This window comes from Mesorhizobium sp. M7A.F.Ca.MR.176.00.0.0, assembly GCF_004023165.1.
GTDB lineage: Bacteria > Pseudomonadota > Alphaproteobacteria > Rhizobiales > Rhizobiaceae > Mesorhizobium.
On the sequence record NZ_RZTC01000043.1, the window covers coordinates 26418 to 52446 of the forward strand.

Genomic DNA, 26029 nt, shown 5'->3' on the forward strand with positions numbered 1-26029 from the left:
GCCGAGGAGGCTCTAGTGTGTGCTTGGGTTGTGTGAGACTTTCCACTTCTGGGTCATGCCGCCGCCTTCAATTTGTCGAGAACGTTTTGCGGGGATGAAACGCCATAGGGGTCCGTCTCGCAGTTGTCACAGAAGCCTTCCTCCTCGAACCACTGCTCCACCACGCCATCGTCGATCAGAGCGGCGTATCGCCAGGAGCGCATGCCAAAGCCCAGATTGTCCTTCGCGACCAGCATGCCCATTTTGCGCGTGAACTCGCCCGACCCGTCTGGGATCAGCTCGATCTTCTGCAGCCCCAAGGACTTTCCCCACGCATTCATGACGAAAGCATCGTTGACCGAGACGCAGTAGATCGCGTCAATTCGCAGTTCCAGAAATTGATCATAGAGTTTTTCGAAATCGGGCAGTTGGAAGGTCGAGCAGGTCGGGGTGAAGGCGCCAGGCAGCGAGAACAGGATGATGCGCTTGCCCCCGAAATAATCGTCGGAGGTCTTGTTCTCCCACCGATAAGGATTTGGCCCCCCGATCGACTCATCGCGAACACGCGTGCGAAAGGTCACGAGAGGAACGTTCTTTCTATAGGTCATTGATTTGCTTCCAGGCCAAAGTGATACGGTGCATTTTTCGGTTAAACTGAAGCGGCATCGACTTCGGTCGACAGTTCCGGCAGCCTCGCGCCTTGGCGTGGTTGCCTCGGACCGGTCTTGTGCAAGACCGCCCCCGAGCAGGCACGTTTAACGGCGACGAGCTTCCGCGGAGACGGGGAATTTTGCTCGCGTGCTTTATCGAGCTTTGAGAGGTAGGCATGGTCTGCAACCGTGATTTTGACTGCGTTCTATCGACCGAGTCGCAAGCGCCATGCCAATTGACCCGATGCCTTGGGTTCACTTCGGTTTTTGCAGCAACTTTCGTGTTGTGCAGTAATGCCGGTCGATATTATTGCTCAAGCAGCACTGGAAATTGGGTGCGACTCCGTTCGGCAAACCCGGCCTTTGTCCGAAGCCGGACACGAATGTCGCAAATAGCCAAACGCCAGGATCTGGGGCGGGTTAAGAAACGTTGCCGTGGGCACCGGCTTCAGCACAATTGCGCCCCGCGAGCATGGCTCCCAGCGTCAATGCCGTGCAGCAGCGAGACGAAGTCACTGCAGAATATCAACCTCTGCGAAGTCGTTGAAACCCAGCATGTGCGAGCCGTTCGAGGCGAAGATCAAGGCATGCTCGAGGAAGAGCTCGTGCTCTCGGCAGCAAGTGTTGCGACGTCTGACAAGGATCGTCGCGCTTCAAGGAAAAGAACCTGAATGGTGCACGGCTTGTGAAGGCCGGCGCATGGAAATGGCTGGGCTGATCATCCTCCATGAGGGTTGAATGAAGAGCTGGCCCCTATCTCCCTCAGCTGCAACGGGGGGAAATAGGGCATGTCCGTCTATCGCGCTGGGTAACATTCCTCGGTGAGGCAATAAGGGGGAGCAATTTCTCATTTCGGCAGACACGACCCAGCTCTCCTTTCATGCGCTGATTCCCCCAGGGGAAATCGCGACTCCAGGCTTCCTATGCAGCGAATCGCGGTGCTGTCCGATGTCCGACAATGTCGGATGCGGATCGTAGCTGGGCTAGATCCGTCACTTTGCCTCGATGGTTTCCCACTGGCCTTATATCTGCTTCGCCCAAATGCGGCGACATAACCTGTGCGGCATCTGTGAATGGATCGACTTCAATCGAGACCTCGGAGGTCCCGATGCGCGAAGGGAGCTTGCCGATATGACGGCCACCATAGCGAACCACGGTCCGGACGACGAGGGGACTTGGATCGGCGGGCCTGCGGCGCTGGGACACCACCGCCTGGCAATCATCGATATCCAGGGCGGCCGCCAGCCGAGGATGCTCCAGGAGGATGGCCGACCTGACTTGGTGCTCGTCTACACGGGTGAGACTTACAACTACCGCGAGCTGCGTCAACAGCTGGCCGGCCTAGTCCATCGCATGAACACGAACAGTGACACCGAGGTGGTGCTGCACCGCCCCCGCGAGTAGGGCTCTTCGGCGGGTACACTTTTTTCACGAAATCCGTGAATGTTTCTCGCGACATCATCCCGCAATCGGTGGTGCAGCGGGTGAAGAGCCCGTATCCGGCTATCCAGAATGCCGCCTACGACAAAATACTACGTACGCGGTTCACTGTGATGCTGGACGACCTAGTGCCGGCAGTGGCACCGCTGTTGTCCGTCGACAGGTCCCGCGCTTGCTCGGTGCGACCAACAACCTTAAGCGCTAGGGCGTAACCTGACCCTGCAAGATCTCCTCACCGACTATAAGGTGCGCCTCACGATCTGAGACGATGGGACAGGATGGCTAAGGAGGTGCGCCGTCTTGCATGCCCCGCCAGCGAGGCGAACCCTCTTGGCTACGCGCGCCACCAGCGACGCTCCATATCGTCAGGCCTGCGTCTCATGCTCAGATGAGCCGGTATTTGGCTCTCTCATCAGCAAACCGAGAGAGCCCATGCCAAGACGGAAGCAAGCAAGACGAACGAGCGTCAGAGATATCCTGCGCCTGACCCATAAACAGGGCAGTCCGGTGGGCCAGGTGGCAGAGCAACTGAGGTTCGGCAAGACTTCGGCTTCCACCTATCTGCGGGCGCTGGAGACGGGCTGTCGTGCAGGCCCTGCATGCGGCTTTGAGGACGATGCGATGTTGAAACACCGTCTGTTGCGCCGAATCGGCCGTCGGCCAAACGTTGGGTCGTCATCAGGTTCTCGACAGCTTCCCGGTGTCAAATCCAAACCGTGGTCGGCGATCCCCACCAGGGTGGGAAGGCAGCGCTGATATAGCCGAACGTCGATCAAGTCACGATCAACGATTGCCTCATGTCACATGCCCTGCGGGACTGAAAAACGGAGAAGAACATGTGCGATGCAAAACTGAAGACCGTGCTTTCGCTTTTTTCGCCGGTGGCCAGCAAATTAGATGCTCTCTCGTCCAACGGACCAGCGACGGATGCAAATTGCGTTAAGCTAAATACGAACGAGAACCCGTTTCCGTTGCCGAAGAGCGTAATGCAAAGTGCAATTGCTGCGATCGAACACCAGTATCTTTATCCGGAAGACGACAATCTCAGCTTAAGGGCAGCTGCCTCCGATGCTTACGGATTTTCCAAAGATCAGGTGATTGCCGGCAACGGTTCGTCGGAGCTGCTCGGACTCATCTACAGAGCTTTCCTCGCCCCAGGAGATAGAGTGGCAATGCTGTCGCCCGGATTTTCGTTCAACCGTAAACTTGCCATGTTGCAGGGTGCCGAGTTTCTCGAAATCGCATCGAGCGAAGCTCATCCCCTGCCGATAGAAAAACTGCTGTCCGGCCCCGCAAAAGACGCGAAGTTCATTCTGTTGGCTAATCCGAACAATCCGACCGGAACATTCGTGCCGGTGGCCGAAATCGAACGCCTTGTGGAGCAAGCAGATCGCTTGATCGTCTTGGATGAGGCCTACGTTGACTTCGCACCCGACAATGCCCTGCGCCTCGTCAATAGACATCCGAATCTTTTGATCTTGAGGACTTTTTCAAAGAGCTATGCTGCCGCTGGCGTGCGAGTCGGCTTCGGTTTCGGTCACCCAGAAATCATTGGCAGGCTGCGCAACATCCAGAATGTCTTCAACATGAACGTGATCGGGCAGGCGGTCGGGAAAAGCATTCTTGCGCATCGCCACGCCTACGAAGAGAACCACAGGCACATCAAGCATGAACGACAGCGAGTGACCCTGGCGCTGTTGCAACTTGGCTTTTCCGTAACACCCTCCCACGCAAACTTTTTGCTGGCCCGTGTGCCGGCGGGACAGGAGGGCTCATGCTGGCAAGCCGCGTTGAAAGAGCAGGCGATCCTCATCGCCAGCTTTCCTGACGTAGATTTGAAGAACTGTATTCGCGTCAGCATTGGCACCACAGAGCAGATGGACAAATTCCTTGCTGCCGCCGAACGCGTCTGTATGAACTTTAAGAAGAATCGCGGTGTTCACAAGCATGAAGTCGATTCACATTAAGCATCAAGTAATAGGTGTTGATATGTCGTGAGCTATGATTTTATCGAACAAATAATTGGTAATTTGGAGAGCAATTAATTGAAGAAAATTTCCGCTTCGGGCCTGACCTTCGGCATCTTCGATCATCTGGACGAAAACGGCGATGACATCGCACAGCAATATGCAGATCGGCTGAGCCTAGCAGAAGCGTGCGATGGCTTTGGCTTTTATGCGTATCATCTCGCCGAGCACCACTGTACCCCGCATGGCAGAGGTCCATCACCGAATATGTTCTTAGCGAGCGTCGCCCAGCGAACCCGCAGTCTTCGTGTTGGTCCCATGGTAATGCTACTTGCGCTCTATCATCCGCTGCGTGCCTTCGAGGAGATCTGCATGCTTGATCAGTTGAGCGGCGGCAGGCTTGAACTCGGCATAGGGCGCGGCTCTGCTCCCACTGAATTGGGATACTTCGGGGTTGCTGTAGAAGCAGCACCAGAACAGTATGCGGAGGCCAGTGAGATTCTCATCAATGCGATGAAAGGCGGGACGCTTTCTTATCAGGGCCGCCACTTTGAGTTGAAAGATGTTCCGCTGACGTTGAGACCTCACCAATATCCCCATCCGCCGACATGGATCGCCACCAATCGACCCGAGCCGGCTAGCTGGGCCGCTGCGAATGGGGCAAACATCGCCTGCGTCGGACCCTCCACTTCTGTTCGCAGCGTTACCGACGCGTTCCGCGCCGCCCGAATTCACGATGCTGACATTGGCCAGCAAGCGCCATTTCTTGGATTGCTCCGAATGGTGGTGATAGGGCGTTCTGAAACAGATGCGTATTTGCTCGCAGCACCTGCCTATGAACGATGGCTCAATAGCTTCAAATTTCTATACGAACTAAATGCCATTTCCACTCCACCAAACTTGCCTTTGAACTTCGATGCAGCAATTGAAAGTGAATTGTGCGTCGTGGGAACGGCAGATTCTGTCCGAAAAGCTCTCCTTGATCAGCTGGAAGAGGCAGGTGCTAATTATCTTCTGTGTCAACTGGCATTTGGAGATTTGCCGCTGGATGCCTCACTATACACCGCATCGGCCATTCGATCCGAAATCATGGCTCGAGTTGCCGCATCGTGAATCCGTCGTGTGATTGGAGGAGCAGCGGCAGCGCTGCTCCTCATTGCGAAACGGTTGTGGGGGCCGGACTCCTGTGTCAGGTGTAAACCATTGGAGCACGTCCTATCTGATCCAGGTCATATCCTGCGGCTTTGAAGTAGTTGGCACATTCGGCTGGGGTGAAGAGGTCGACGACCGCGCCGAGGCGTCCTGACCTTGCCCCTCTGATCTAATCCGGTTTGAAGTTCGTTCTGGCCCATCCAGAGGACCAGGACATGAAACGCAGCCGCTTCTCTGAAGAGCAGATCATCGGAATTTTGAAGAAACACGAGGCCGGGGTATCGGTTGGCGATCTGTGCCGCAAGCACGGGGTCAGCGACGCCTCGATCTACAATTGGAAGGCCCGCTTCGGCGGGATGGATGTCTCCGAGGCTCGGCGACCTGAAGGCGCTGGAGGACGAGAACACGCGCCTGAAGCGGCTTTTGGCCGACGCCATGCTCGACAATGCCGCGTTGAAGGACCTTGTGGGAAAGAAATGGTGACGCCCGCCGCCAAGCGGAAAGCTGTCGCTCGCCTGAAGGAAGGCTTCGGGATGAGCGAACGGCGGGCGTGTAAAGCCATCGGCTGTTGCCGCATGACGGTTCGCTACCAGACCAGCAGGCCGGACGACCGGGAGGTTCGCGAGCGGATGAAGGCGATCGCGCAGGAGCGTCGCCGGTTCGGCTACCGGCGTCTTCTCGTGATGCTGAGGCGGGAGGGCCTGGTCGTGAACCACAAGAAGCTGTTCCGGCTCTATCGGGAGGAGAAGCTCGCCGTTCGCCGCCGTGGCGGCCGCAAGCGGGCGATCGGGACCAGGGCGCCGATGCTGGTGCCGCTGAGGCCCGACGAGCGCTGGTCGCTCGACTTCGTATCGGACCAGCTCACCGACGGGCGCCGCTTCCGCATCCTGGCCGTCGTCGACGACTGCACGAGACAGTGCCTGGCACTCATCGTTGATACGTCTCTCTCGGGCATGCGGGTTGCCCGCGAATTGGACCGGCTCATCACCAGCGCGGCCGGCCCAGGATGATCGTCAGCGACAATGGCAGCGAGTTCACCTCGAACGCCATCCTCTCCTGGGCGGATCAGAACCGCGTCGAATGGCATTACATTGCGCCCGGCAAGCCGATGCAGAATGGCTTCATCGAGAGCTTCAACGGCCGACTGCGCGATGAACTGCTCAACGAGACGCTGTTCACCTCGCTGGCTCAGGCGCGCGTAGCCATCGCCCTGTGGCACGCCGACTACAACACCGCGCGGCCGCACTCCCCCCTGGCAGACCCCGGCCAAGTTCGCCAGCACCTTCAATCCGCGACGGTCGCTCGCGCTGCGCTATGCCAAGGGCTCCGCGCCAGCGCCCGTCGCTTCACCCGCCCAGCAGGGCACAACCCACGCCGGAAACGAACTCAAAACTGCTGGGGCAACGTCAGTCTCATAGAGCCTTGATGGTTATCTCGGCCTTTGCTCGCAGCAGCGCCTTAGGTTGGGCGAAGGCGTTCTCAATCGGATTGAAGTCGGGACTGTAGGGCGGCAGGTAGAGCAGGCTCGCCTGCGGCCTCAATCGCGCCGCGCAGGGTTCTCCAGGCGGATGTCGCCAATGTCAAATTTGCTGGCATCCATGTCGCCCTCGCCAACCGCACAAGCGAAGGCCAGAAAGCCAACATGTGTTCTGCGGCTTAATTAAGAGCCAGCCGATGTCGGCCGAACATCACCTTCTCTCGAAGTCGACGATCGGACAGCAGGTTGCGAAAGTTGGCGCGATGCGAAACAAACTGCTGAAGCGCTCAACTTTTATTGATCACGCGTGTTGGACGCGACGCACTCCCGTTCCAATCGGGCTGAGCGCAAATTCTCCCGGTTCACAAAACTGAGTCGCTGGAGTAGTGGGGGCGCAGAGAAATCTCCGGTCGCAGCCTTACCCGGTCAAAACAAGGATACCAATGATGAAGACTCTCGCCGTCTGCTCTGGCGGATTGGACTCCGTTTCCCTTGCTCACATGGTGGCAGCGGAGCACGAACTCACCGGCCTTCTATCTTTCGACTATGGCCAACGGCACAGGAAGGAATTGGGCTTCGCCGCTCTTTGCGCGCAGCGACTGAAGGTCCCGCACCAGATCATCGACATCGGCGAAATTGGCCGTGGCCTTTCCGGCTCAGCGCTGACTAGCAGTATCGACGTGCCGGACGGCCACTACGCCGAAGACACGATGAAGATTACGGTGGTGCCGAACCGCAATGCCATCATGTTGGCAATCGCCTTCGGTCTCGCCGCCGCCCACAGCGCCGAAGCGGTGGCGGCGGCCGTGCATGGTGGGGACCATTTCATCTATCCCGATTGCCGTCCGGCCTTCATTGAAGCTTTCCAGACAATGCAAGACCGCGCGCTCGACGGCTATGCGCAGATACGCCTCTATGCACCGTATGTGAATCTCAGAAAAGCTGACATTGTTGCGGATGGCGCAAGATACGGCACCCCGTTTGCTGAGACCTGGTCCTGTTACAAGGGCGGCGTGCGTCACTGCGGACGATGCGGGACCTGCGTCGAGCGGCGCGAAGCGTTCCATCTCGCCGGGCACGCTGATCCCACCGACTACGAGGACGCCGATTTCTGGCTTGAGGCGCTGCGCAGGAGGCGCGCGTAATGTTCCACATCAGCAAGGAATTCCACTTCTCGGCCTCGCATCAGCTCACCTCCTTGCCTCCCAACCATCAATGCGCGCGCCTGCACGGGCATAACTATGTCGTCGTAGTGCAGCTGTCGGCCAAGGAACTGGACGCCCACGGCTTCGTGCGCGACTATCACGATCTGGCGCCGCTCAAACGCTACATTGACGAGAGCTTCGACCATCGGCACCTCAACGACGTGCTGGGACATGAGAAGGTCACGGCGGAATGCCTGGCCAGACATTTCTATGAATGGTGCAAGGCACGTCTGCCGCAGACCGCGGCCGTGCGCGTTAGCGAAACACCGAAAACTTGGGCGGAATACCGTCCGTGACCGACATGCATCCCGCAATCCGTGTGAGCGAGATATTCGGGCCGACTATCCAGGGCGAGGGCGTGCTCATCGGCTTGCCGACGGTGTTCATCAGAACCGGCGGATGTGATTATCGCTGTTCATGGTGCGACAGCCTTCACGCGGTGGACAATCAGTATCGCCATGAATGGCTACCGATGCCGATCGATGCCGTGTGGCAAACCGTCCATGCGCTTTCCGGCGGCAGGCCGGTTATGGTCTCCTTGTCAGGCGGCAACCCGGCCATTCAGCCGTTCGGTCCCCTCATAGAACGCGGCCATCGCGAGGGCTATCGTTTTGCACTGGAAACGCAGGGTTCCGTGGTGAGGGAGTGGTTTGCGGATCTTGACGTGCTGACCCTTAGCCCAAAGCCGCCGTCCAGCGAGATGACGACCCGTTGGGCTGCGTTTGATGCATGCCTCGAAGCGGCGCAAGAGAAGCCGCAAATCGTGCTCAAGCTCGTCGTTTTCGACGAGAGTGACTATGCCTACGCCAAAGAAGTCGCGGCGAGATATCCGCACCTTCCGATCTATCTGCAACCCGGCAATCACACGCCGCCGCGCCCTGGCAGTGAAGACGCCTCTGTCGACTTGGACGGAATAATGATGCGAATGGAATGGCTTGTCGAAAGGGTGACTAGCGACAGGTGGTTCGAAGCCCGCGTGTTGCCGCAGCTGCACGTTCTGCTTTGGGGTAACAAGAGGGCGGTCTAGTCTGCGGCTTGCGTCGCACCGGAAGGCCGGGCTCCAACGGCTTGGCAGGCTCTCTTCGCGTGCCGAGTACAGCCGAGCTTTGTTCGCGTCAGCGGTCTCGCGATTGTGCGGCTGGAAACCGCCCGGACACCCCGCTGCCGGCGTGTGTCACCTTGACTCCGATGAGCTGTCGTCACGCAAAGTTGAAATCCGCAAGAACTGGCCTTCTCGCCCCACCTGCTCCGTCGCAAGCACGTCATCCCCTCATCCTTGTCCAGCTCTTATCGATGTATCTCATTGTCCGGCCTGACGCACGACTGTCAGCATGGGAATGCATCCATTGCGCAAATGCCTTCCATAAAGAAGATCGATTTCCTCACTGGCCCAACGTGAAATATAGCAACGTTTTCGTGGCGTCGTCGGCTGCGTCGGGAGTAGCGATGAAAACGTATTGGGGTCGCCTGCGTCTCCTTGGGCAGCGAGTGTAAAGTATAGCGATGCGGCCTCAGGCGCGCGGCAGCCGCGCAGTGATCACCTTCGCCTGTGCCTTTGCGGCGGGGGTCAAGCGCTGGTCTGCTCAAATTTTTTATCGTTTAGCTGGTTGAAACTGCCCCCGTTGCGGGCTGCAGAAGCCGGCCAGCCGAGAAACGGGAGCCGCACTTATGAAAGCACGCCAAGGCATGCGGGCATCCATCAGTTGCAAAGGACAATAGTGGCCGCGCCGATTGGCCATCACGCGTCCATTAGGGCAGCCACCAACATCAGTTCGCAAGAGGAGCAAAAGCAATATGTATCGTCGTCACCTGATCAAAGGGTTGGTTGCGCTCGGCGCATGCCGGATTTGCGTTCAAGCCGCCCAAGCGACCAGTGCCCATTGGGGGTACACCGGTCCGGTCGGACCGGAGCACTGGGCTGATCTGGATAAGGAAAATTTCGTATGCTCTGCCGGCACGCAGCAATCGCCGATCAATATCAACAGCGCGGTCAAGGCGGATATCCCGCATATCGCCATCGGCTGGCACAAGGGCGGCGGCAATATGGTGAACAACGGCCACACCATTCAAATCAATATGCCACAAGGCAGCACGCTGACCCGCGGCGATCGTGTCTACGAACTGGTACAGTTCCATTTCCATGCGCCAAGCGAACATCACGTGGCGGGCAAGAGCTTCCCGATGGAGGTGCATTTCGTTCACAAGGACACGCAAAGTGGTACTCTGGGCGTGCTGGGCGTCTTTTTAACGCCCGGCGCGACAAATGCCAGCTTTGCTGCCCTTGCTGCGGCCTTTCCCGAACTGCCGAATGGGGAGGTGACGATCGACGAGGTGAATCCCAACTGGCTTCTGCCAGCCTCGCTTGGCTATTGGACTTATGAAGGCTCACTGACGACGCCGCCGTGCACCGAAAACGTCGAGTGGATGGTGGCGATGGAACCGGTTGACGTTGATCCGGCAGACATCCAGCGATTTACCTCACTCTACCCGTCGAACGCGCGCCCTAGTCATTCACCCAATCGACGCTTCATCCTGCGCCAGAGTTGAGCGCCGCCCCAGCGGTTCCGCACGGTCCAACATTCTTGGCACAACTTGGCGCGAAGCCTCCTCTTCCGGTCTGGCGGTCTGACGGCGCTCCCCAAGCTGGCTAGTCTAAATGATAGGGATTCGGTGCCGGCACCACTCGTCCCAAAGACGTCGCGGCGAGGTTTGTCTGCAACCCGGCAATCACACGCCGCCCCGCCGTGGTAATGAAGACGTCTCTGTCGAGTCGGACGGAATATGATGCGCATGGAACCGCTGGTAGAAAAGGTGACCAGCGACAGGTGGTTCGAAGCCCGCGTCTTGCCGCAGCTGCACGTTCTACTCTGGGGTAACAAGAGGGTGGTGTATACCTTCTCCTAGCTTCGCCGCCAACTACTCGGTTTTCCGAATTGCTCTCTATATTCTTGAAGACGATGCGTTCGTTAAAGACATGTGCTGCGCACCTGGTGTAAAAGCTGCTCTCATCATGCAGAGGTCAAGCCAGTCGGGCTCATCCGAGGCTATGGCCGTGAGCACTGTTCAGTTCGGCAGAGAGGGCGCTTTTGTACACACTTTGCGATCGTGGCGGCCCCGTGGGCGCCTTTCGTGCAGCTTCCTCTGAACAAAACCACCGCTCGCCCTTCAATAGGTTGATGCGTGTCTCCCAGTAAGATTCCTGTCCAAGAACGTGATAATCTTCTTGCCAGTGTTGTAGCTGATGTTGCCCTTGATGCCGCAGCCTACCGCGGCGGGACCAAACTCAATGGCAAGCAGGCCGGCTAGGATCGTGCAGCCAGTCGCGAGCCTCGCCCACAACGGGGTCTCACGCGCATGAGGGCGCCGACCATGGGTTCGGCGGTTCATACGCGTATAACACGTATCTTTCTGAAAAAATCAATGCTCTCGGCTAAGCTACTGAATTATTTGGCTTCCATATAGCGCGTCGGCGGAACCAACTTGTAGACGGGCTATGAAAGGGTAAGCGCGGATGTCTATCGGCCGCCGGCGTTCCCGCTCTGTAAGCCTGCCTGAACTACCCGCGCCGCGGTCAAGCCCCAGGCTCCTGCTCATCCAGCGACCGCCCGATCAATGGCAGGCTGGAAAGACAAGAGCCGATGTCTTCCGATGGTCTCGCCATCAGCTTTGGGCTAACTTCCCCATTCTCCCGCTTCGAGCTCGACACACGGCGGTTTGGATGGCGCACGACAATCTGTGTCGGCTTTGTCGTGTCCGTGACAGACGCCTGAAAGGCCCGTTCGCGCGTTTTGCCGCCGTCTAAGCGGCTGGAATTTAATGACAAAGTTTCTTCTGGGATCGGCCGATCACGCTGGTACGCTTTTTGCGATGCTTGGTGTGAGGCGGCACGAGCTGCCTATCGGCACTTGTGTCGCGGGCAGTCGCGATAATTAGAACGAAGGAAGGAAAGCTATTATGTCAGGTCTGCGTCAGATCGCCTTTTACGGAAAAGGCGGCATCGGCAAGTCCACCACGTCCCAAAATACGCTCGCTGCCCTTGTCGACCTCGGGCAGAGAATCCTCATCGTAGGATGCGACCCCAAAGCCGATTCCACACGCTTGATCCTGAATTCGAAAGCTCAGGATACCGTCCTGGATCTCGCCGCACAGGAAGGCTCGGTGGAAGACCTCGAACTCCAGGACGTGCTCAAGGTGGGCTACAGAGGCATCAAGTGCGTGGAGTCCGGCGGCCCCGAGCCGGGTGTCGGTTGCGCCGGCCGCGGCGTCATCACCTCGATCAATTTCCTCGAGGAGAATGGCGCTTATGACGATGTCGATTATGTCTCCTATGACGTCCTCGGCGACGTGGTATGCGGCGGCTTCGCCATGCCGATCCGCGAAGGCAAGGCCCAGGAGATCTATATCGTCATGTCCGGCGAGATGATGGCGCTCTATGCCGCCAACAACATCGCCAAGGGCATCCTCAAATATGCCCATTCGGGCGGTGTGCGGCTGGGCGGGCTGATCTGCAATGAACGTCAAACCGACCGCGAACTCGATCTGGCCGAAGCACTGGCTGGCCGATTGAATTCCAAGCTCATCCACTTCGTGCCCCGCGACAACATCGTCCAACATGCCGAACTCAGGAAGATGTCGGTGATCCAGTACGCGCCGGACTCAAAGCAGGCAGGGGAATACCGCGCTCTGGCCGAGAAGATCCACGCCAATTCGGGCCAGGGTACGATCCCGACGCCGATCACCATGGAGGAGCTGGAGGAGATGCTGCTCGACTTCGGCATCATGAAGACCGACGAGCAGATGCTTGCCGAGCTTCACTCCAAGGAAGCGGCGAAGGCGGCGGCCCAGTAGTGACATTAGCGCTGCCATGAATCGGCGCGCCTTGCAGAGAACGGCGCCTATTCTTTGAGGCGTCACCCAACCTTGAAAGGGGGACTCATGAGCCGGGAATACGAGAATGACGGTGCTCTTCATGCGAAGCTTATCGAAGAGGTGCTGTCGCATTATCCCGACAAGGCGGCGAAGCGCCGCAAGAAGCACCTCAACGTCGCAAAGAGCGGCAACGAGGCTGGCGGGGAAAGCGAGGTCCTTTCCGAATGCGACGTCAAATCGAACATCAAGTCCATTCCCGGGGTGATGACGATTCGCGGCTGTGCATATGCTGGTTCGAAAGGCGTGGTGTGGGGGCCAGTCAAGGATATGGTCCATATCTCGCACGGCCCGGTCGGCTGCGGCCAATATTCTTGGTCGCAGCGCCGCAACTACTACGTCGGTACAACGGGCGTCGACACGTTCGGGACAATGCAGTTCACCTCCGATTTCCAGGAGAAGGACATCGTCTTCGGCGGCGACAAGAAGCTGGAACAGATCATTGACGAGATTGAAGTCTTGTTTCCGCTCAACAACGGCATCACCGTGCAGTCCGAATGCCCTATCGGCCTGATTGGCGATGACACCGAGGCCGTTTCTCGCAAAAAGACCAAGGAGTATGACAAGACGATCGTGCCGGTACGCTGCGAGGGCTTCCGCGGCGTCTCGCAGTCGCTTGGCCACCACATCGCCAATGATGCAATCCGGGATTGGGTCTTCGACAAAAAGGATGTCAAGTTCGAGGCCGGCCCCTACGACGTCAACGTCATCGGCGACTACAATATCGGCGGCGATGCCTGGGCCTCGCGCATACTGCTTGAGGAGATAGGGCTGCGCGTGGTTGGCAACTGGTCGGGTGACGCCACACTCGCAGAGATCGAGCGCGCCCCGAAGGCTAAGCTCAATCTTATCCACTGCTACCGGTCGATGAATTACATCTGTCGGCATATGGAGGAAAAGTATGGCGTCGCCTGGATGGAGTACAATTTCTTCGGTCCCTCCCAGATCGAAGCCTCTCTGCGCAACATAGCCAAGCATTTTGGGCCGGAAATCGAGGAGAAGACCGAAAAGGTCATTGCCAAGTACAGGCCGCTTGTTGATGCGGTCATCGCCAAGTACCTGTCGCGCCTGGAAGGAAATACCGTGATGCTCTATGTCGGCGGCCTGCGCCCCCGCCACGTCGTCACGGCCTACGAGGACCTCGGCATGGTCATCGTGGGCACCGGCTATGAATTCGCCCACAGCGACGACTATCAGCGCACCGGCCACTACGTGAAGAACGGCACGCTGATCTACGATGACGTGACCGGCTATGAGTTGGAGAAATTCATCGAAGGGATTCGCCCAAATCTGGTCGGCTCGGGAATCAAAGAAAAATACCCGGTGCAGAAGATGGGCATACCGTTCCGCCAGATGCATTCCTGGGATTATTCAGGCCCGTATCACGGCTACGATGGCTTTGCCATTTTCGCACGTGATGTGGATCTCGCCATTAACAACCCGGTCTGGGACCTATTCCACGCGCCTTGGAAAAGAAGCCGGGGCGATGAGCGGGCGATGGCTGCCGAATAAACATTTGCTTCAGCCCCAGTCTCCCACTGAGACGGTGAACTCCCGCGGCCTCTGATCCGCCGGAGCCTGGAACGTCTTGACGTCCTGAGCTGCCGTCCCGCGCAGCCAGATGCAAAAGAGGTAATCATCATGCCGCAGTCGGCTGAAAAAATTCTCGATCACGCTCCCCTGTTCCGCGAGCCGGAATACAGAAAGATGCTCGCTGAGAAGAAGCTAAACTTCGAATGTCCGCACCCCGATGAAATCGTTTCCGATCAGCGCGATTTCACCCAGACGTGGGAATACCGCGAAAAGAACCTCGCCCGCAAAGCGCTTGTCGTGAACCCGGCCAAGGCCTGCCAGCCGCTGGGTGCGGTATTCGCTGCCGCCGGCTTCGAGCGAACCATGTCCTTCGTCCACGGCAGCCAAGGTTGCGTCGCCTATTACCGCTCGCACCTGTCGCGCCATTTCAAGGAGCCTGCCGCGGCGGTCTCCTCCTCAATGACCGAGGATGCGGCGGTGTTTGGCGGCCTGAAGAACATGGTCGACGGGCTCGCCAACACCTACCAGCTCTACGACCCCAAGATGATTGCCGTGTCGACGACCTGTATGGCAGAGGTCATTGGCGACGACCTGCACAGCTTCATCCAGAACGCCAAGGACGAAGATTCAGTCCCGCGCGACTTCGACGTGCCCTTTGCCCACACCCCGGCCTTCGTTGGCAGTCATGTCGACGGCTATGACAACATGGTCAAAGGCATTTTGGAGCACTTCTGGAAAGGTCAGGAGCGTACGCAAATCGAAGGAACCATCAACATCATTCCGGGCTTCGACGGCTTCTGCGTCGGCAACAACCGGGAGCTCAAGCGCCTGCTCGATGTAATGGGCGTGTCCTATACATTGATCCAGGATGCCTCTGACCAGTTCGATACGCCTTCGGACGGTGAATACCGCATGTATGACGGGGGCACGAAGATCAACGAGGTGAAGAAGGCCCTCAACGCCGAGGCAACGCTTTCGCTGCAGCATCACAACACCCGAAAGACACTGGGCTATTGCGAGGAGGTCGGGCAGGCGACGGCCTCGTTCCACTATCCGCTCGGCGTTCAGGCGACGGACGAATTCCTGATGGAGGTCGCGGCGATTTCCGGCAAGGAGATTCCCGAGGCAATTCGCCTCGAGCGCGGCCGACTGGTAGACGCCATGGCGGACAGCCAATCCTGGCTGCATGGTAAGAAATACGCCATCTACGGTGATCCCGACTTCGTTCACGCAATGGCCCGCTTTGTCATGGAGACCGGCGGCGAGCCAACCCATTGCCTCGCCACCAATGGCACCTCGGCATGGGAAGCCGATTTGAAGAAGCTGCTAGCATCCTCGCCTTTCGGCAAGGCTGCCCAGGTTTGGGCGGGCAAGGACCTGTGGGCGCTGCGCTCGCTGCTCTTTACCGAGCCGGTGGACCTTTTGATCGGCAATTCCTACGGCAAGTACCTGGAGCGCGACACCGGAACGCCGCTGATCCGGCTGATGTTTCCGATCTTCGATCGGCACCATCATCACCGCTTTGCGCTCTTTGGCTACCAGGGCGCGTTGCGCGTGCTGACGACGATCCTCGACAAGATCTTCGACAAACTCGATCGCGAGACGAGCGAGACGGGTGTGACGGATTATTCCTATGACCTCACGCGCTAAGAGCCGTGGCCGGCTTTTCGCCGAGGCCATTCCTTGCCCAATGGACTGGGGAGGCTGAGCGATGTCCTCCCTCAGCGCCAAAATCAAGGACGCCTTCGATGAGCCCGCCTGCGATAAGAACCGTGGCAAAGATGCCAAGGCGCGCAAGGAGGGCTGCTCGAAGTCGCTGACACCAGGGGCGGCAGCCGGCGGCTGCGCCTTTGACGGAGCCAAGATCGTCCTGCAGCCGATCACCGACGTTGCGCATCTGGTCCATGCGCCGCTCGCCTGCGAGGGCAATTCTTGGGACAACCGTGGTGCGGTTTCGTCAGGGCCGACCTTGTGGCGGACAAGCTTCACGACCGACCTCACCGAACTCGACCTGGTGATGGGGCAGGGCGAGCGGAAACTCTTCAAGGCGATCCGCGAGATCAAGCACACATACGCGCCGCCGGCGATCTTCGTCTACTCAACTTGCGTAACGGCGCTGATCGGTGACGACATCGAGGCCGTGTGCAAACGCGCCACGGAAAAGTTCGGTTTGGCCGTGGTGCCGATCAATGCGCCTGGCCTGGCAGGCTCCAAGAACCTCGGCAACAAGCTCGCCGCCGAGGCGTTGCTCGATCATGTCATCGGCACGGTCGAACCCGACGACCCCGGGCCCTACGACATCAACATCCTTGGCGAATTCAACCTCTCGGGCGAATTCTGGCTTGTAAAGCCGCTCCTCGATCGGCTCGGCATCCGGGTGCGCGCCTGCATTCCCGGCGATGCGCGTTACCGCGACATTGCTTCCGCGCACCGCGCCCGGGCGGCAATGATCGTGTGCTCGACCGCGCTGATCAGTCTTGCCCGCAAGATGGAGGAGCGCTGGGACATCCCGTTCTTCGAGGGCTCCTTCTATGGCATCTCCGACACATCGCAAGCTCTTCGCAACCTTGTCAGGCTGCTGGTGAGGAAGGGCGCCGATCCGGAGATCCTCGAGCGCACGGAGACGCTGATCGCGCAGCAGGAGGCGATCGCGTGGAAGAAACTCGAATCCTACCGGCAAAGGCTCCAAGGCAAGCGCGTGCTGCTCAACACAGGCGGTGTGAAGTCCTGGTCGGTTGTCCGTGCGCTGATGGAGATCGGAATCGAGATCGTCGGCACCTCGGTCAAGAAATCTACGGTGCAGGACAAGGAGCGCATCAAACAAGTTCTCAAGCACGACAAGCATATGTTCGAATACATGGCTGCGCGCGAGCTGTACGCCATGCTCTCTGAACACAGGGCCGATATCATGCTGTCGGGCGGTCGCACGCAATTCATTGCGCTCAAGGCCAAGACGCCCTGGCTCGATATCAACCAGGAGCGCCAGCACCCTTATGCCGGCTATGCCGGCATGGTGGAACTCGTACGCCAGATCGACCTCGCCATTCACAATCCGGTCTGGTCTCAGGTGCGCCAGCCGGCCCCGTGGGATTGCCAGCCTGATCTAAAAGACGAACTGCCATGCACGAAGAAGGAGTCCGGGCACCTGTTCGATGAATTCGCCGGCGCGACGGCACACGAGTTCAGCGAGTGTTGAGGCGACCGATGGCCCGCATCCTTCCCCAGACCAAATCCGCGGCGGTGAACCCGCTGAAGTCGTCGCAGCCGCTGGGTGCCGCCTTTGCCTTTCTTGGGGTCGACGGCGCGATGCCGCTGTTCCACGGCAGCCAGGGATGCACAAGCTTCGCGCTCGTGCTCTTCGTACGGCACTTCAAAGAAACGATTCCATTGCAGACAACAGCGATGGATGAGGTGGCGACCATCCTCGGCGCTGCCGACCATCTTGAAGAAGCCATCCTCAACCTCAAGAACCGCACGAAGCCAAAGCTGATCGGGGTGTGCACGACCGCGCTGGTGGAGACGCGTGGCGAAGATTGCGCGAGTGATATTGCGAACATCAAGCTGAAGCACACGCAAGAGCTTGCGGGTACGGAGGTCGTGCTGGCCAACACGCCGGATTTTGACGGCGCGATCGAAGAGGGCTGGGCCAAGGCAGTCACCGCAATGATCAAAGGGATTACAGGCTCGGGCGAACGTGCGCGGCAGCCGAAGAAGATCGCGATCCTGCCCGGATGCAACCTCACTGTCGCCGACATCGAGCATATGCGTGACATGGTTGAAAGCTTTGGGCTCAAGCCGGTTATTCTGCCCGACATTTCAGGCTCGCTCGACGGTACGGTTCCTGACCGCTGGGTAGCGACCACATACGGCGGCACCAGCGTCGAAGACATTCGCGAGTTGGGCACGGCCATGCAATGCATCGCCATCGGTGAGCACATGCGCCGCCCGGCGAAAGCGCTGCACGGGTTGACCGGCGTGCCTTACGTGTTGTTCCAGTCACTGACTGGGCTGCAGGACACGGACCGCTTCGTGTCGCTGCTGTCTGCGATTTCGGGCGCGGCGGTACCGGCCCGCGTGCGCCGGCGCCGGGCGCAATTGCAGGACGCGATGCTCGACGGACATTTCCATTTCGGCGGCAAGAAAATTGCCATCGCTGCCGAACCAGACCAGCTGTTCCAACTTGCGACCTTCTTTGCTGGCCTCGGCTCCGAGATAGCCGCGGCCGTCACAACGACCGACAGGTCTAAAATTCTCGAGAAAGTCCCGGCGGTTTCGGTTCAGATCGGCGATCTCGGCGATCTGGAAAGTCTTGCCGTCGGTGCTGACCTGCTTGTCACGCATTCGCACGGGCGCCAAGCATCGGAGCGGCTCCGAATTCCGCTCATGCGCATCGGGTTCCCGGTCTTCGATCGACTAGGCAGCCAGCACAAGCTCGCAATTCTCTATCAGGGCACCCGAGACATGATCTTCGAGGTCGCCAGCATCTTCCAGGCCAACCAACACGCGCCCACTCCTGAGGCGCTTGATCCACTCCGTAATCGAGAAATATCACGATGAACGCTGTTCGCCGCCTCTCGCTGGTCAGTAGTGAGGTTTTCGCCCCGATGCCTGAACGACGTAAGGGCGCATTGCGCGTTGCGATCGCCACTCAGGACATGCAGGACCTCAACGCCCATTTCGGGTCGGCCAGGCGCTTTGCTGTCTACGACGTGACGCGCGAGGAATGGAATCTCGTAGAAGCCGTGGCCTTCGATGACGTGTCCGATGAAAGCGGGGAGCATCGGGCCGAGCGCGATGATCGCATCACGCCAAAGGTGGATGCGCTCAAGGGCTGTCAGATCCTGTTTTGTCTGGCAATTGGCGGCCCTTCGGCAGCCAAGCTTGTCGCGGCAAAAATCCACCCGATCAAAGTGGCGGAGTCCCAATCGATCCCACAGGTGCTCTTGCGCACGCAGATGATGCTCAGGACGTGTCCTCCGCCTTGGCTGCGCAAGGTGCTGGCGCGAGCGGGCATTGCCGAAAAGAAACCGTCCTTCGAGGACGAGGACTGAAAAGAGGAGGACGCCAATGCCTGACCCCGCAATCCCCCCAGCTGTCGCCGAAGACGAGGCGGCTCTTTGCACCCCGTTCGTCAAATGCCTCGTGCGGCTGATCCGTTCTCAGGATTCCTATGGCTCGTGGGAACGCAAAGCGGACGCTGAGCTGCTGGGCGACTTCATCATTACCAAGGAACAGCGCCGAGGGATCCCAATCATCGGAGATCCCGATCCCGACGTGCTGTGGAGGCTCGACAAGTACTACGCCGCCATCGGGCTTGCGATCGAGGAGCGCTGCGGCCTTATGGCATCGCCGATGATCCAGGTGAGCCATGAGGGTTTTGGTCGGGTGCTTTTCACGACCGGACGGCTGGTCGTTTTGTCCAAAACGCTGCGCGATGTCCACCGGTTTGGCTTCGAGACGCTCCTGAAGCTCGCCACGGCCGGTACGAAGCTGGTCGACGATGCGATTTCTGTCATCGAAACCTTTCCCCACGTGGCGCTGGCATGATGGGCGCGATTTTCGAGAAAGGCCATCATGACGGACCCGAGAAACTATGTTGGCCAGTCCCCTCGATCCAGGGACTCGAGGCCGACCAGGTTGTTGGGGTATCGCCGATGAAAAAGCCGCTGGTCCTGATCTGCTCGCAAGATGCCGAGTTCTATCTGCTCTACAGCCACATACTGGAGGTTGACGGTTTCAGCAGTGAGACGGCAGACGGCGCGAAGGCTGCGCTGGCCTTGGCCGAACAACGGGAGCTTCAGGCCGTAGTGCTGGATTGCGACCCAGCCAGCATAAACGGGTCCGCAATTTGCGCCCACCTCAAGCGGGAACCGCGCACCACCGACCTGCCCATCATCGCCCTGATCGCGCCTGGCGCCGAGCACCAGCACCTCGATCTCTTGAAGGCAGGCGTTGAGAGCTTTGTGCGGCCGGTGGCTCCGGCCAAGCTGCTCGACTGCCTGCGGTCGAGGCTCGGGCTGACCAAGCGTGGTCCGAACGGGGTTGAAAACGACAGTTGGATTTGTTGTGGAGGCCTGGAGATGAAGCTCGATGCCCATCGGGTTCGCGGTAATGGCCACGACATCCATCTCGGACGGATCGACTTCAACGTGCTGCGGCTTATGATTGAGGCCCCCGGCAAGGTCTTCAGCCGGGACGAGCTTATCGGGGCGGCCTGGCTGCCCAACATTCATGTCGGTGCACGCACCGTCGATGTCCATATCAGCCGAATCAGGAGGGCGCTGAAAACGGCCTTGCCCGGCAGCGTCATTCGCACCGTCAGGTCGGCCGGCTACTCGCTCGAGAAGCCGGACGACTGAAATCGGTGATCGAATGTGGTGCCGCTCTCTCTTCCTCCTGAGAGCGGTGTTGCCGCTTTGAGGCGCTCCTAACGAAGACCAGGAGAAGCAGGCAAATGGAATTTAAAAGCATATTCAAGTGACGGGTGCTGATCATTCTGATGAGGACCTCACAACAGCTGCCGGACTGTGTGCCGAGGTCGGCGCGCACCTATCGGTACTGATTATACCGCCTCCATTGCTCTTGATGTCCTCTCCGCCCCCCGAATGGAATACAGGACGTGCACAGGCAATTGCAGTACCGAACTATCGATTTCAGCAAATCGAGAAATTTTCACAGGACGTGACCAGAATGGAAAGACGGTCCGCGGATATCCTCAAAAGGCTGAAAGCTATGTCGCTTTCCTGTGACGTTGACACCGACTATTGCGATCCGGCTAGCCTCGGTGAAGTGGCACGACAGCGGGCGCTCTGCGCTGACCTGACGATCGTTGGAGGAGACCTCCTCAACGATGAGACTCTCGGACCTCCTGTTGTCAACGGCTGCTTGTTCGATAGCGGAAAGCCGGTGCTCATCGTGCCGAAGGGCGTTAAGGCGACGCTGTCGCCTCGACGCGTGCTGGTCGGCTGGGATTCGCGTGTAGAGGCCTCGCGTGCGGTTCGGGAAGCTCTTAGTATCCTATCCGCTGCCAGGGAAGTCTGTGTCGCTATGGTCGATCCAAAGGCGCAAAACAACGGGAAAGGCGCGCAGTCTGGAGCTGACATCGCTGCCTATCTTACTCGGCACGGTGCTCGGGTCTCCGTTGACCTGCTTAAGAGCGCCGGCAAATCGGCGGGCACAGTGCTGACCCAGCACGCGAACGACATCTGTGCTGACATGATGGTCATGGGTGCTTATGGCAGCCGTGGGCTGCGTGAGCGGATTTTCGGCGGTCCGCCGAGCTGGAGCTTTGGGAAGACCACATTGCCGCTGTTTTTGGCTCGCTGATCAGCTCCGTAGGAACACCGATCAGGTCGTAGGACCGCCAACCAGTCCGAAGTCGTCGTCGGTTACCGGTCGGATTGCGGAGACATGGCTGGATCCGCGAACATCTTGCGACGCTTGTCAGAGCCAAACCGGACGCCTCGACTGCTTCACGACGCTCTCGTGAACCAACTCGTGCGAGATCGTCCGCAACGGGCAGTAAAGACGAACGGCTGCAGCAGACCGCAGCCAAGCCACAGGGCGGGTGTACCAGGAGACCCCGCCTCGTGCGCGAACCCTGTTGGAAGGCCCCTTATCAGTACCCGGACGCGCGTCAAATCGGCGGCTGTCCCTGTCAGCCTGCGGTGTGCAAGGGCCGCTGCCGCGGAGCTTCCCCTGCCCGATCGTCGGGCGTGCGACAATGTCGGATTCCAGACGAGCTGGAACTGCGCGAACTCGTTGGTTTGACAGGTCTTTATCCGGCACGCCGCATGCATGGGAGTCTCCGAAAGCATTAAGAGCCGTTATCCATGGTTACGCCCCTCGAAAGAAAGAGCCGCTTCCGTCGTGGCAGGGAAACAGCCACTCCTGGGGTGGAGGCCGGCGCTAGAAGCCGCCGTAAGATCCGGAAGAGCCGCGCGACAGCATCACACACTTTCCTTCTGCTCTTGGGTTCGGATCACGCCGCGCCGCTGTCGATGCCGCCGACATTGAGCCCAAGACCTGGAAGGCGGCACACGCTTTTGCTGTCCTCTCAGTCGGGACCGCGGCTCAAGCATGCCTGTGAGGTTCGCATTGCTCAATGCCCGGCGATCGACGTCAACATGCCGCTGAGTTGGAAAACACTCCAGAGGAGTAAGGATAAGTGGACCTCTTTTGTATTGGTGTGGGTGCTGGACCATCTAATTTGAGCCTTGCGTGTCAGATACAGGAAGAGATTGCGCAAGGGGCACTGTTCCTGGACCGGGAGGTCGATTTCCGAGGACATCCAGGCAGCGCTTTCGATTGCGCGGAGCTCCAGGTCGGCCACTTCCAGGATCTGGTTACTCTGGTCAATCCGCGATCAGCCTACACATTCGTAAACTACCTCCACGAGAACGGGCGTCTTTACAATTTCCTCAATGCGCAATTTCACGGGGTGCTTAGAGCCGAGTTCGCCCAATATCTCAACTGGGCGTTCCAGAAGAATCCGCTTGTCCGTGGCGGCGAGGCCGTTCGCGAAATCCGCTTCGACGGCGAGTTTCGCGTGCGGACGGACAACGCGGTCCTTGATGCAAGAAACCTCGTCATCGACATAGGCAAGCAGGCGCAAATTCCGCCTCAGTTTCATGGCTGGACTGGACCCAACCTGTTCCACTCATCTGAGTTGGCCCACATCAATCCTGAGGTGCAAAAAAAGCATGTCTGCGTTGTTGGCGGCGGACAGTCGGGAGCCGAGCTGCTACTGCACCTTGTCGGCCGGCCGAAAGAACGGCGGCCCGCGGCGATCACATGGGTCTTGACGCGCGAGATGCCTTTCGACGACCACGCGTTCACAAACGGGCTGTTCACGCCATGCTTCTCGGATCGTTTTGCTGCGATGAGCGAGGTGCATCGACAGCTGTTCCTGCGGCGTTTCGCGCTTGCCTCCGAGGGCATTTCAGAAAGCAAGTTGCGCGCGGTCTATCAGGCGCTCTACCGCCACGCCTTTCTCGAGCCACACCAATGCGAGATCACATTGCGGCCAAGTTGCAACGTGTCGCGCTGCATCAATGCCGGAGCAGGGCACAGGCTCACGCTGCAACGCGGCTTGGACAACATCGGAGAAGTAACCGCCGATATCGTCATCCTGGCCACCGGGTACGAGAAACCGCTGCCGGGTTTCCTAGAACCGATCGCAGATCGCCTCGAACAGATCGGCAATGAGCTCGCCATCGGTGAGGATTTTTCGGTGTACTGGGACGGACCGCGAGACCGACGCCTTTTCGTTCAGAACGCCTGCCTTGGACAGCGCGGGCTGGCTGATCCGAACTTTGGGCTGCTGGCCTGGCGAGCGCGCCGCATCCTTGACAGCCTTCTGCGGCGCGCGCCATGCGCCAATCCCGAGCATCTAGGGTTCATCAACCGTCCCTTGACGGAGTGCTGGCCCGACCTCGGAGTCGAACAAATGGGCAGCGGGATATGATTCGTCGATATTGATGATCGGCGGTGGCATTCAGGAAAGATTTCCGCCTCTGGCGGCAAAAGCGGGACGAGCAATATTCCTACGGCGTCAGATCGCTCTGCTCGCGCTTGAGCAAGGTAGCGTCGCGCGACTCCTGCTTGGCGTGAAACAGCAAAGGGCATTCAATCACGATGCAGCTTTACGTGCTGTCGGGCTCAACGCCACGTGGATCGAGCCCAACGCCGCCGTTGGCAACCGCGACGCGAATTATGACGCCGGGCCACATGCGGCGGTGGCTGCAAGGGTACCGAGCCTCTCCCGCACTTTCGACCCCATCGCCGAAGTGCGACTACTCCAGGACGCCGAAGCCGGTCTTATCGCCAGCGGGCCAGCCAAACTCTCACCTTCCTAAACGGCAGCCGCTAAGGTGAGCCGTCGAAAGCCGACATTCAGGTTAACGTCAGCTGGCCGTGTTAGGGCTCGCTTATTCAAGGCGGTACCGGCGCTTGCCGAAGCTAAGAAGGGTTGGCATGCCCTTTGCCGTGCTTGATGTGCGGCAACACGGTGAGAGCTCCGCTGAAGCAAGCGAGAGGGAGCAATGCCCTCGAGACCGTGTCCGATTTTGACTGGAAAATATCCGCGACAAAAGAGACGAAAGGTGTGGAATGACTTTGGACACCAAGATGGAACTGCGTATGGGGTCCCCGGCTCCTGCGATCAAAGTGGAGAACTGGCTGCGTGGCGAGCCCCTCACGAGCCTTCGGCCCGGCAAGGTCTACCTCGTTGAATTTTGGGCGACTTGGTGCCGACCATGTGTCCACGCCATGCCCCATTTGATCGAACTGCAGGAGAAATATAAAGACAGCGGATTTGAGATTATCGGAGTCGCAGCTTGCGAAAAGGCTGCAACCGCGGACGAAGCGCGGACCAACGTGGATGCCTGGCTGACCGAGAAGTTCCCGAATCTGAATTATCGGACAGCGTTCGATTGCACTGGCGAAATGAAAAAGCTCTGGCTGGAACCCAGCTCTTCATTCGGGATTCCCACCTCGTTCGTGGTCGACCGCGACGGCCACATCGCTTATATCGGCCACCCGGCACCTCTCGATGACGTTTTGCCGAAAGTCCTTAACGGCAGCTGGCGCAGCAGCTATGAAGCGAAAGCCGTCGATGCAAAGCGAATCTCGCGTGTGCGCGAATCGTCGCTGAGTCAGCCGATATACGCCAAACTTGGGCCGGCGATGCAGGACGAGGATTGGGCAGCGGCACTATTGGCCATCGAAGAAGGCCTCGCCGTGATGCCAGACTCTTTTGATTTTCGGCGGGTTCATGCGGATATTCTGCTTCACAAGCTGCGCGACATCAAAACCGGCTTGCCGCTTATGCGCGAATTGGTCGAGGACGCGATCAACAAAAAGTTCGAAGCGATGTCTTGGGTGGTGATGGCGCTGAACCAACTCTTCCATCCCACGATCGACAACTCCCATCTTCCGCATGATGATCGCTTTGCGATGGGCAAGGAGCTCTCCGAACAGATCCTGGAACTTAATCCTCCGCAAGGCGATGGAGACTTTAAATTCGGGTGTTACTTTCCGGCCGCTCAGTATTATTACGAGAGCGGCAACAAGGACCGGGCGATCGAGTTGATCGAGGTGGCAATCAAATCGCTGGACCATTCGGAGCCAGTGCCGGACCAAACCAAACAGCGCTACCTCACCTCGTTGCTCCAAGCCCTGGCCAACTACACGGGTGAGCCTGCCTGTCACGCGGGTCTCTGTGTGGCTCCGCAAAACAAGACTTGCGAAACTCAAAACGCTGTCACTTCCTGAGCAAGGATCGCGAAGGGCATGACAATTGGAATTGAACACCGGCAAATCCGCCCGCCCAGGCGCACTTCGCAGCAATAACGTCGATGCCGCAAAAGTGCGCGGCTTGCGGCAGGTGGAATTTCCATTGCGTTTACCTCGGGTCGAACCGCGGCGCAGGCGTTCGCGCCGCGGTGAAAGGTCTCGCATTGGTGGACGTGCTCAAGGTCGGCCACGGGACACTGTTGCGTGGGATCGGCTCGCCCAAGCCATTCCCCGCCCACGCAAGCGCCCGAACCACACATCGCAGAAAAAGAGATCGTCCTTCAAGAGGAGTACTGAAATTGGGGAAAAGCGAAATTCCTCATGAACCGGTTGGCCCTGCTGTCCACAAGGACGACGAGGCCCTTGCTTCCCCGTTCGTCAAATGCCTCCTGCGGCTCATTCGTA

Annotated in this window: 20 protein-coding genes and 3 pseudogenes; 21 read left to right on the forward strand and 2 right to left on the reverse strand. The window is 58.7% G+C overall.

The window, feature by feature from the left end:
- Positions 1-53: 53 nt before the first annotated feature.
- Positions 54-587, reverse strand: a complete 534-nt coding sequence (locus EOB59_RS16330; RefSeq protein WP_024505252.1) for a peroxiredoxin — start codon at positions 585-587, stop codon at positions 54-56.
- Positions 588-1760: 1173 nt separating this feature from the next.
- Between EOB59_RS16330 and EOB59_RS16335 the strand changes: the two genes are divergently transcribed.
- From EOB59_RS16335 to EOB59_RS16350, 4 genes and pseudogenes are all read left to right on the forward strand, one after another.
- On the forward strand, positions 1761-2033 hold the full coding sequence (locus EOB59_RS16335) for a hypothetical protein (protein WP_196815419.1): 273 nt from the start codon (positions 1761-1763) through the stop codon (positions 2031-2033).
- 872 nt (positions 2034-2905) lie between these two features.
- A complete protein-coding gene (gene hisC / locus EOB59_RS16340) occupies positions 2906-4036 on the forward strand; it encodes a histidinol-phosphate transaminase (protein WP_127218593.1) in 1131 nt (376 codons plus the stop codon).
- Between the two features lie 78 nt (positions 4037-4114).
- On the forward strand, positions 4115-5149 hold the full coding sequence (locus tag EOB59_RS16345; RefSeq protein WP_081714418.1) for an LLM class flavin-dependent oxidoreductase: 1035 nt from the start codon (positions 4115-4117) through the stop codon (positions 5147-5149).
- A 254-nt stretch (positions 5150-5403) separates the two neighbouring features.
- A pseudogene (locus tag EOB59_RS16350) lies at positions 5404-6606 on the forward strand (IS3 family transposase).
- 6 nt (positions 6607-6612) lie between these two features.
- On the opposite strand, the pseudogene EOB59_RS36390 reads toward EOB59_RS16350, so the two are convergent.
- Positions 6613-6742: pseudogene (locus EOB59_RS36390) on the reverse strand (transposase); the annotation flags it as partial.
- Positions 6743-7111: 369 nt separating this feature from the next.
- Here EOB59_RS36390 and queC point away from each other — a divergent pair.
- The 17 genes and pseudogenes from queC to EOB59_RS16445 all read left to right on the forward strand — a co-directional run bounded on the left by queC (position 7112) and on the right by EOB59_RS16445 (position 25603).
- Entirely contained in the window at positions 7112-7810 is a 699-nt protein-coding gene (queC, locus tag EOB59_RS16360; protein ID WP_024505257.1) for a 7-cyano-7-deazaguanine synthase QueC, read from the forward strand.
- Positions 7810-8166, forward strand: a complete 357-nt coding sequence (gene queD / locus EOB59_RS16365) for a 6-carboxytetrahydropterin synthase QueD (RefSeq protein ID WP_024505258.1) — start codon at positions 7810-7812, stop codon at positions 8164-8166. Before queC ends, queD begins: the two co-directional genes overlap by 1 nt.
- 5 nt (positions 8167-8171) lie before the next feature.
- Entirely contained in the window at positions 8172-8897 is a 726-nt protein-coding gene (gene queE / locus EOB59_RS16370; RefSeq protein WP_164752747.1) for a 7-carboxy-7-deazaguanine synthase QueE, read from the forward strand.
- A gap of 767 nt (positions 8898-9664) precedes the next feature.
- The gene (locus EOB59_RS16375) at positions 9665-10417 is read left to right on the forward strand and encodes a carbonic anhydrase (protein WP_024505260.1); all 753 of its coding nucleotides are present in this window, start codon (positions 9665-9667) and stop codon (positions 10415-10417) included.
- Between the two features lie 160 nt (positions 10418-10577).
- A pseudogene (locus EOB59_RS36395) lies at positions 10578-10774 on the forward strand (7-carboxy-7-deazaguanine synthase QueE); the annotation flags it as partial.
- Positions 10775-11824: 1050 nt separating this feature from the next.
- Positions 11825-12718, forward strand: a complete 894-nt coding sequence (nifH, locus tag EOB59_RS16390; RefSeq protein WP_024505261.1) for a nitrogenase iron protein — start codon at positions 11825-11827, stop codon at positions 12716-12718.
- Between the two features lie 87 nt (positions 12719-12805).
- On the forward strand, positions 12806-14308 hold the full coding sequence (gene nifD / locus EOB59_RS16395; RefSeq protein ID WP_024505262.1) for a nitrogenase molybdenum-iron protein alpha chain: 1503 nt from the start codon (positions 12806-12808) through the stop codon (positions 14306-14308).
- Between the two features lie 129 nt (positions 14309-14437).
- Positions 14438-15979, forward strand: a complete 1542-nt coding sequence (gene nifK / locus EOB59_RS16400) for a nitrogenase molybdenum-iron protein subunit beta (RefSeq protein WP_024505263.1) — start codon at positions 14438-14440, stop codon at positions 15977-15979.
- 61 nt (positions 15980-16040) lie between these two features.
- Positions 16041-17525, forward strand: a complete 1485-nt coding sequence (gene nifE, locus EOB59_RS16405; RefSeq protein ID WP_024505264.1) for a nitrogenase iron-molybdenum cofactor biosynthesis protein NifE — start codon at positions 16041-16043, stop codon at positions 17523-17525.
- Positions 17526-17533: 8 nt separating this feature from the next.
- Complete coding sequence (nifN, locus tag EOB59_RS16410) at positions 17534-18886, forward strand: nitrogenase iron-molybdenum cofactor biosynthesis protein NifN (RefSeq protein WP_024505265.1); 1353 nt, start codon at positions 17534-17536, stop codon at positions 18884-18886.
- Positions 18883-19380 (forward strand): nitrogen fixation protein NifX, encoded by a 498-nt coding sequence (gene nifX / locus EOB59_RS16415; RefSeq protein ID WP_024505266.1) that lies wholly within the window; start codon positions 18883-18885, stop codon positions 19378-19380. The genes nifN and nifX overlap by 4 nt, the downstream gene beginning before the upstream one ends.
- Before the next feature lie 16 nt (positions 19381-19396).
- On the forward strand, positions 19397-19876 hold the full coding sequence (locus EOB59_RS16420) for a NifX-associated nitrogen fixation protein (protein ID WP_024505267.1): 480 nt from the start codon (positions 19397-19399) through the stop codon (positions 19874-19876).
- A complete protein-coding gene (locus tag EOB59_RS16425; protein ID WP_032899653.1) occupies positions 19873-20688 on the forward strand; it encodes a response regulator transcription factor in 816 nt (271 codons plus the stop codon). The genes EOB59_RS16420 and EOB59_RS16425 overlap by 4 nt, the downstream gene beginning before the upstream one ends.
- A 118-nt stretch (positions 20689-20806) precedes the next feature.
- Positions 20807-21655 carry a universal stress protein gene (locus EOB59_RS16430; RefSeq protein WP_245486653.1) on the forward strand — a complete coding sequence of 283 codons (849 nt, stop codon included), beginning with the start codon at positions 20807-20809 and terminating at the stop codon, positions 21653-21655.
- Positions 21656-22496: 841 nt separating this feature from the next.
- Positions 22497-23795 (forward strand): SidA/IucD/PvdA family monooxygenase, encoded by a 1299-nt coding sequence (locus tag EOB59_RS16435; protein WP_024505269.1) that lies wholly within the window; start codon positions 22497-22499, stop codon positions 23793-23795.
- A gap of 13 nt (positions 23796-23808) precedes the next feature.
- The gene (locus EOB59_RS16440) at positions 23809-24186 is read left to right on the forward strand and encodes a hypothetical protein (protein WP_024505270.1); all 378 of its coding nucleotides are present in this window, start codon (positions 23809-23811) and stop codon (positions 24184-24186) included.
- Positions 24187-24457: 271 nt separating this feature from the next.
- The gene (locus EOB59_RS16445; protein WP_024505906.1) at positions 24458-25603 is read left to right on the forward strand and encodes a TlpA disulfide reductase family protein; all 1146 of its coding nucleotides are present in this window, start codon (positions 24458-24460) and stop codon (positions 25601-25603) included.
- The last annotated feature ends 426 nt before the right edge of the window (positions 25604-26029 follow it).

What these genes read in the sequence shown, in the direction of transcription:
- EOB59_RS16335 (WP_196815419.1), top strand. Translation starts at nt 1,761, where the DNA reads ATGACGGCCACCATAGCGAACCACGGTCCGGACGACGAGGGGACTTGG.
- EOB59_RS16440 (WP_024505270.1), top strand. Translation starts at nt 23,809, where the DNA reads ATGATCGGCGGTGGCATTCAGGAAAGATTTCCGCCTCTGGCGGCAAAA.
- nifK (WP_024505263.1), top strand. Translation starts at nt 14,438, where the DNA reads ATGCCGCAGTCGGCTGAAAAAATTCTCGATCACGCTCCCCTGTTCCGC.
- nifH (WP_024505261.1), top strand. Translation starts at nt 11,825, where the DNA reads ATGTCAGGTCTGCGTCAGATCGCCTTTTACGGAAAAGGCGGCATCGGC.
- EOB59_RS16425 (WP_032899653.1), top strand. Translation starts at nt 19,873, where the DNA reads ATGATGGGCGCGATTTTCGAGAAAGGCCATCATGACGGACCCGAGAAA.
- EOB59_RS16375 (WP_024505260.1), top strand. Translation starts at nt 9,665, where the DNA reads ATGTATCGTCGTCACCTGATCAAAGGGTTGGTTGCGCTCGGCGCATGC.
- nifX (WP_024505266.1), top strand. Translation starts at nt 18,883, where the DNA reads ATGAACGCTGTTCGCCGCCTCTCGCTGGTCAGTAGTGAGGTTTTCGCC.
- EOB59_RS16330 (WP_024505252.1), bottom strand. Translation starts at nt 587, where the DNA reads ATGACCTATAGAAAGAACGTTCCTCTCGTGACCTTTCGCACGCGTGTT.
- nifD (WP_024505262.1), top strand. Translation starts at nt 12,806, where the DNA reads ATGAGCCGGGAATACGAGAATGACGGTGCTCTTCATGCGAAGCTTATC.
- EOB59_RS16445 (WP_024505906.1), top strand. Translation starts at nt 24,458, where the DNA reads ATGGAACTGCGTATGGGGTCCCCGGCTCCTGCGATCAAAGTGGAGAAC.
- hisC (WP_127218593.1), top strand. Translation starts at nt 2,906, where the DNA reads ATGTGCGATGCAAAACTGAAGACCGTGCTTTCGCTTTTTTCGCCGGTG.
- EOB59_RS16420 (WP_024505267.1), top strand. Translation starts at nt 19,397, where the DNA reads ATGCCTGACCCCGCAATCCCCCCAGCTGTCGCCGAAGACGAGGCGGCT.
- queE (WP_164752747.1), top strand. Translation starts at nt 8,172, where the DNA reads ATGCATCCCGCAATCCGTGTGAGCGAGATATTCGGGCCGACTATCCAG.
- queC (WP_024505257.1), top strand. Translation starts at nt 7,112, where the DNA reads ATGAAGACTCTCGCCGTCTGCTCTGGCGGATTGGACTCCGTTTCCCTT.
- nifN (WP_024505265.1), top strand. Translation starts at nt 17,534, where the DNA reads ATGGCCCGCATCCTTCCCCAGACCAAATCCGCGGCGGTGAACCCGCTG.
- nifE (WP_024505264.1), top strand. Translation starts at nt 16,041, where the DNA reads ATGTCCTCCCTCAGCGCCAAAATCAAGGACGCCTTCGATGAGCCCGCC.
- queD (WP_024505258.1), top strand. Translation starts at nt 7,810, where the DNA reads ATGTTCCACATCAGCAAGGAATTCCACTTCTCGGCCTCGCATCAGCTC.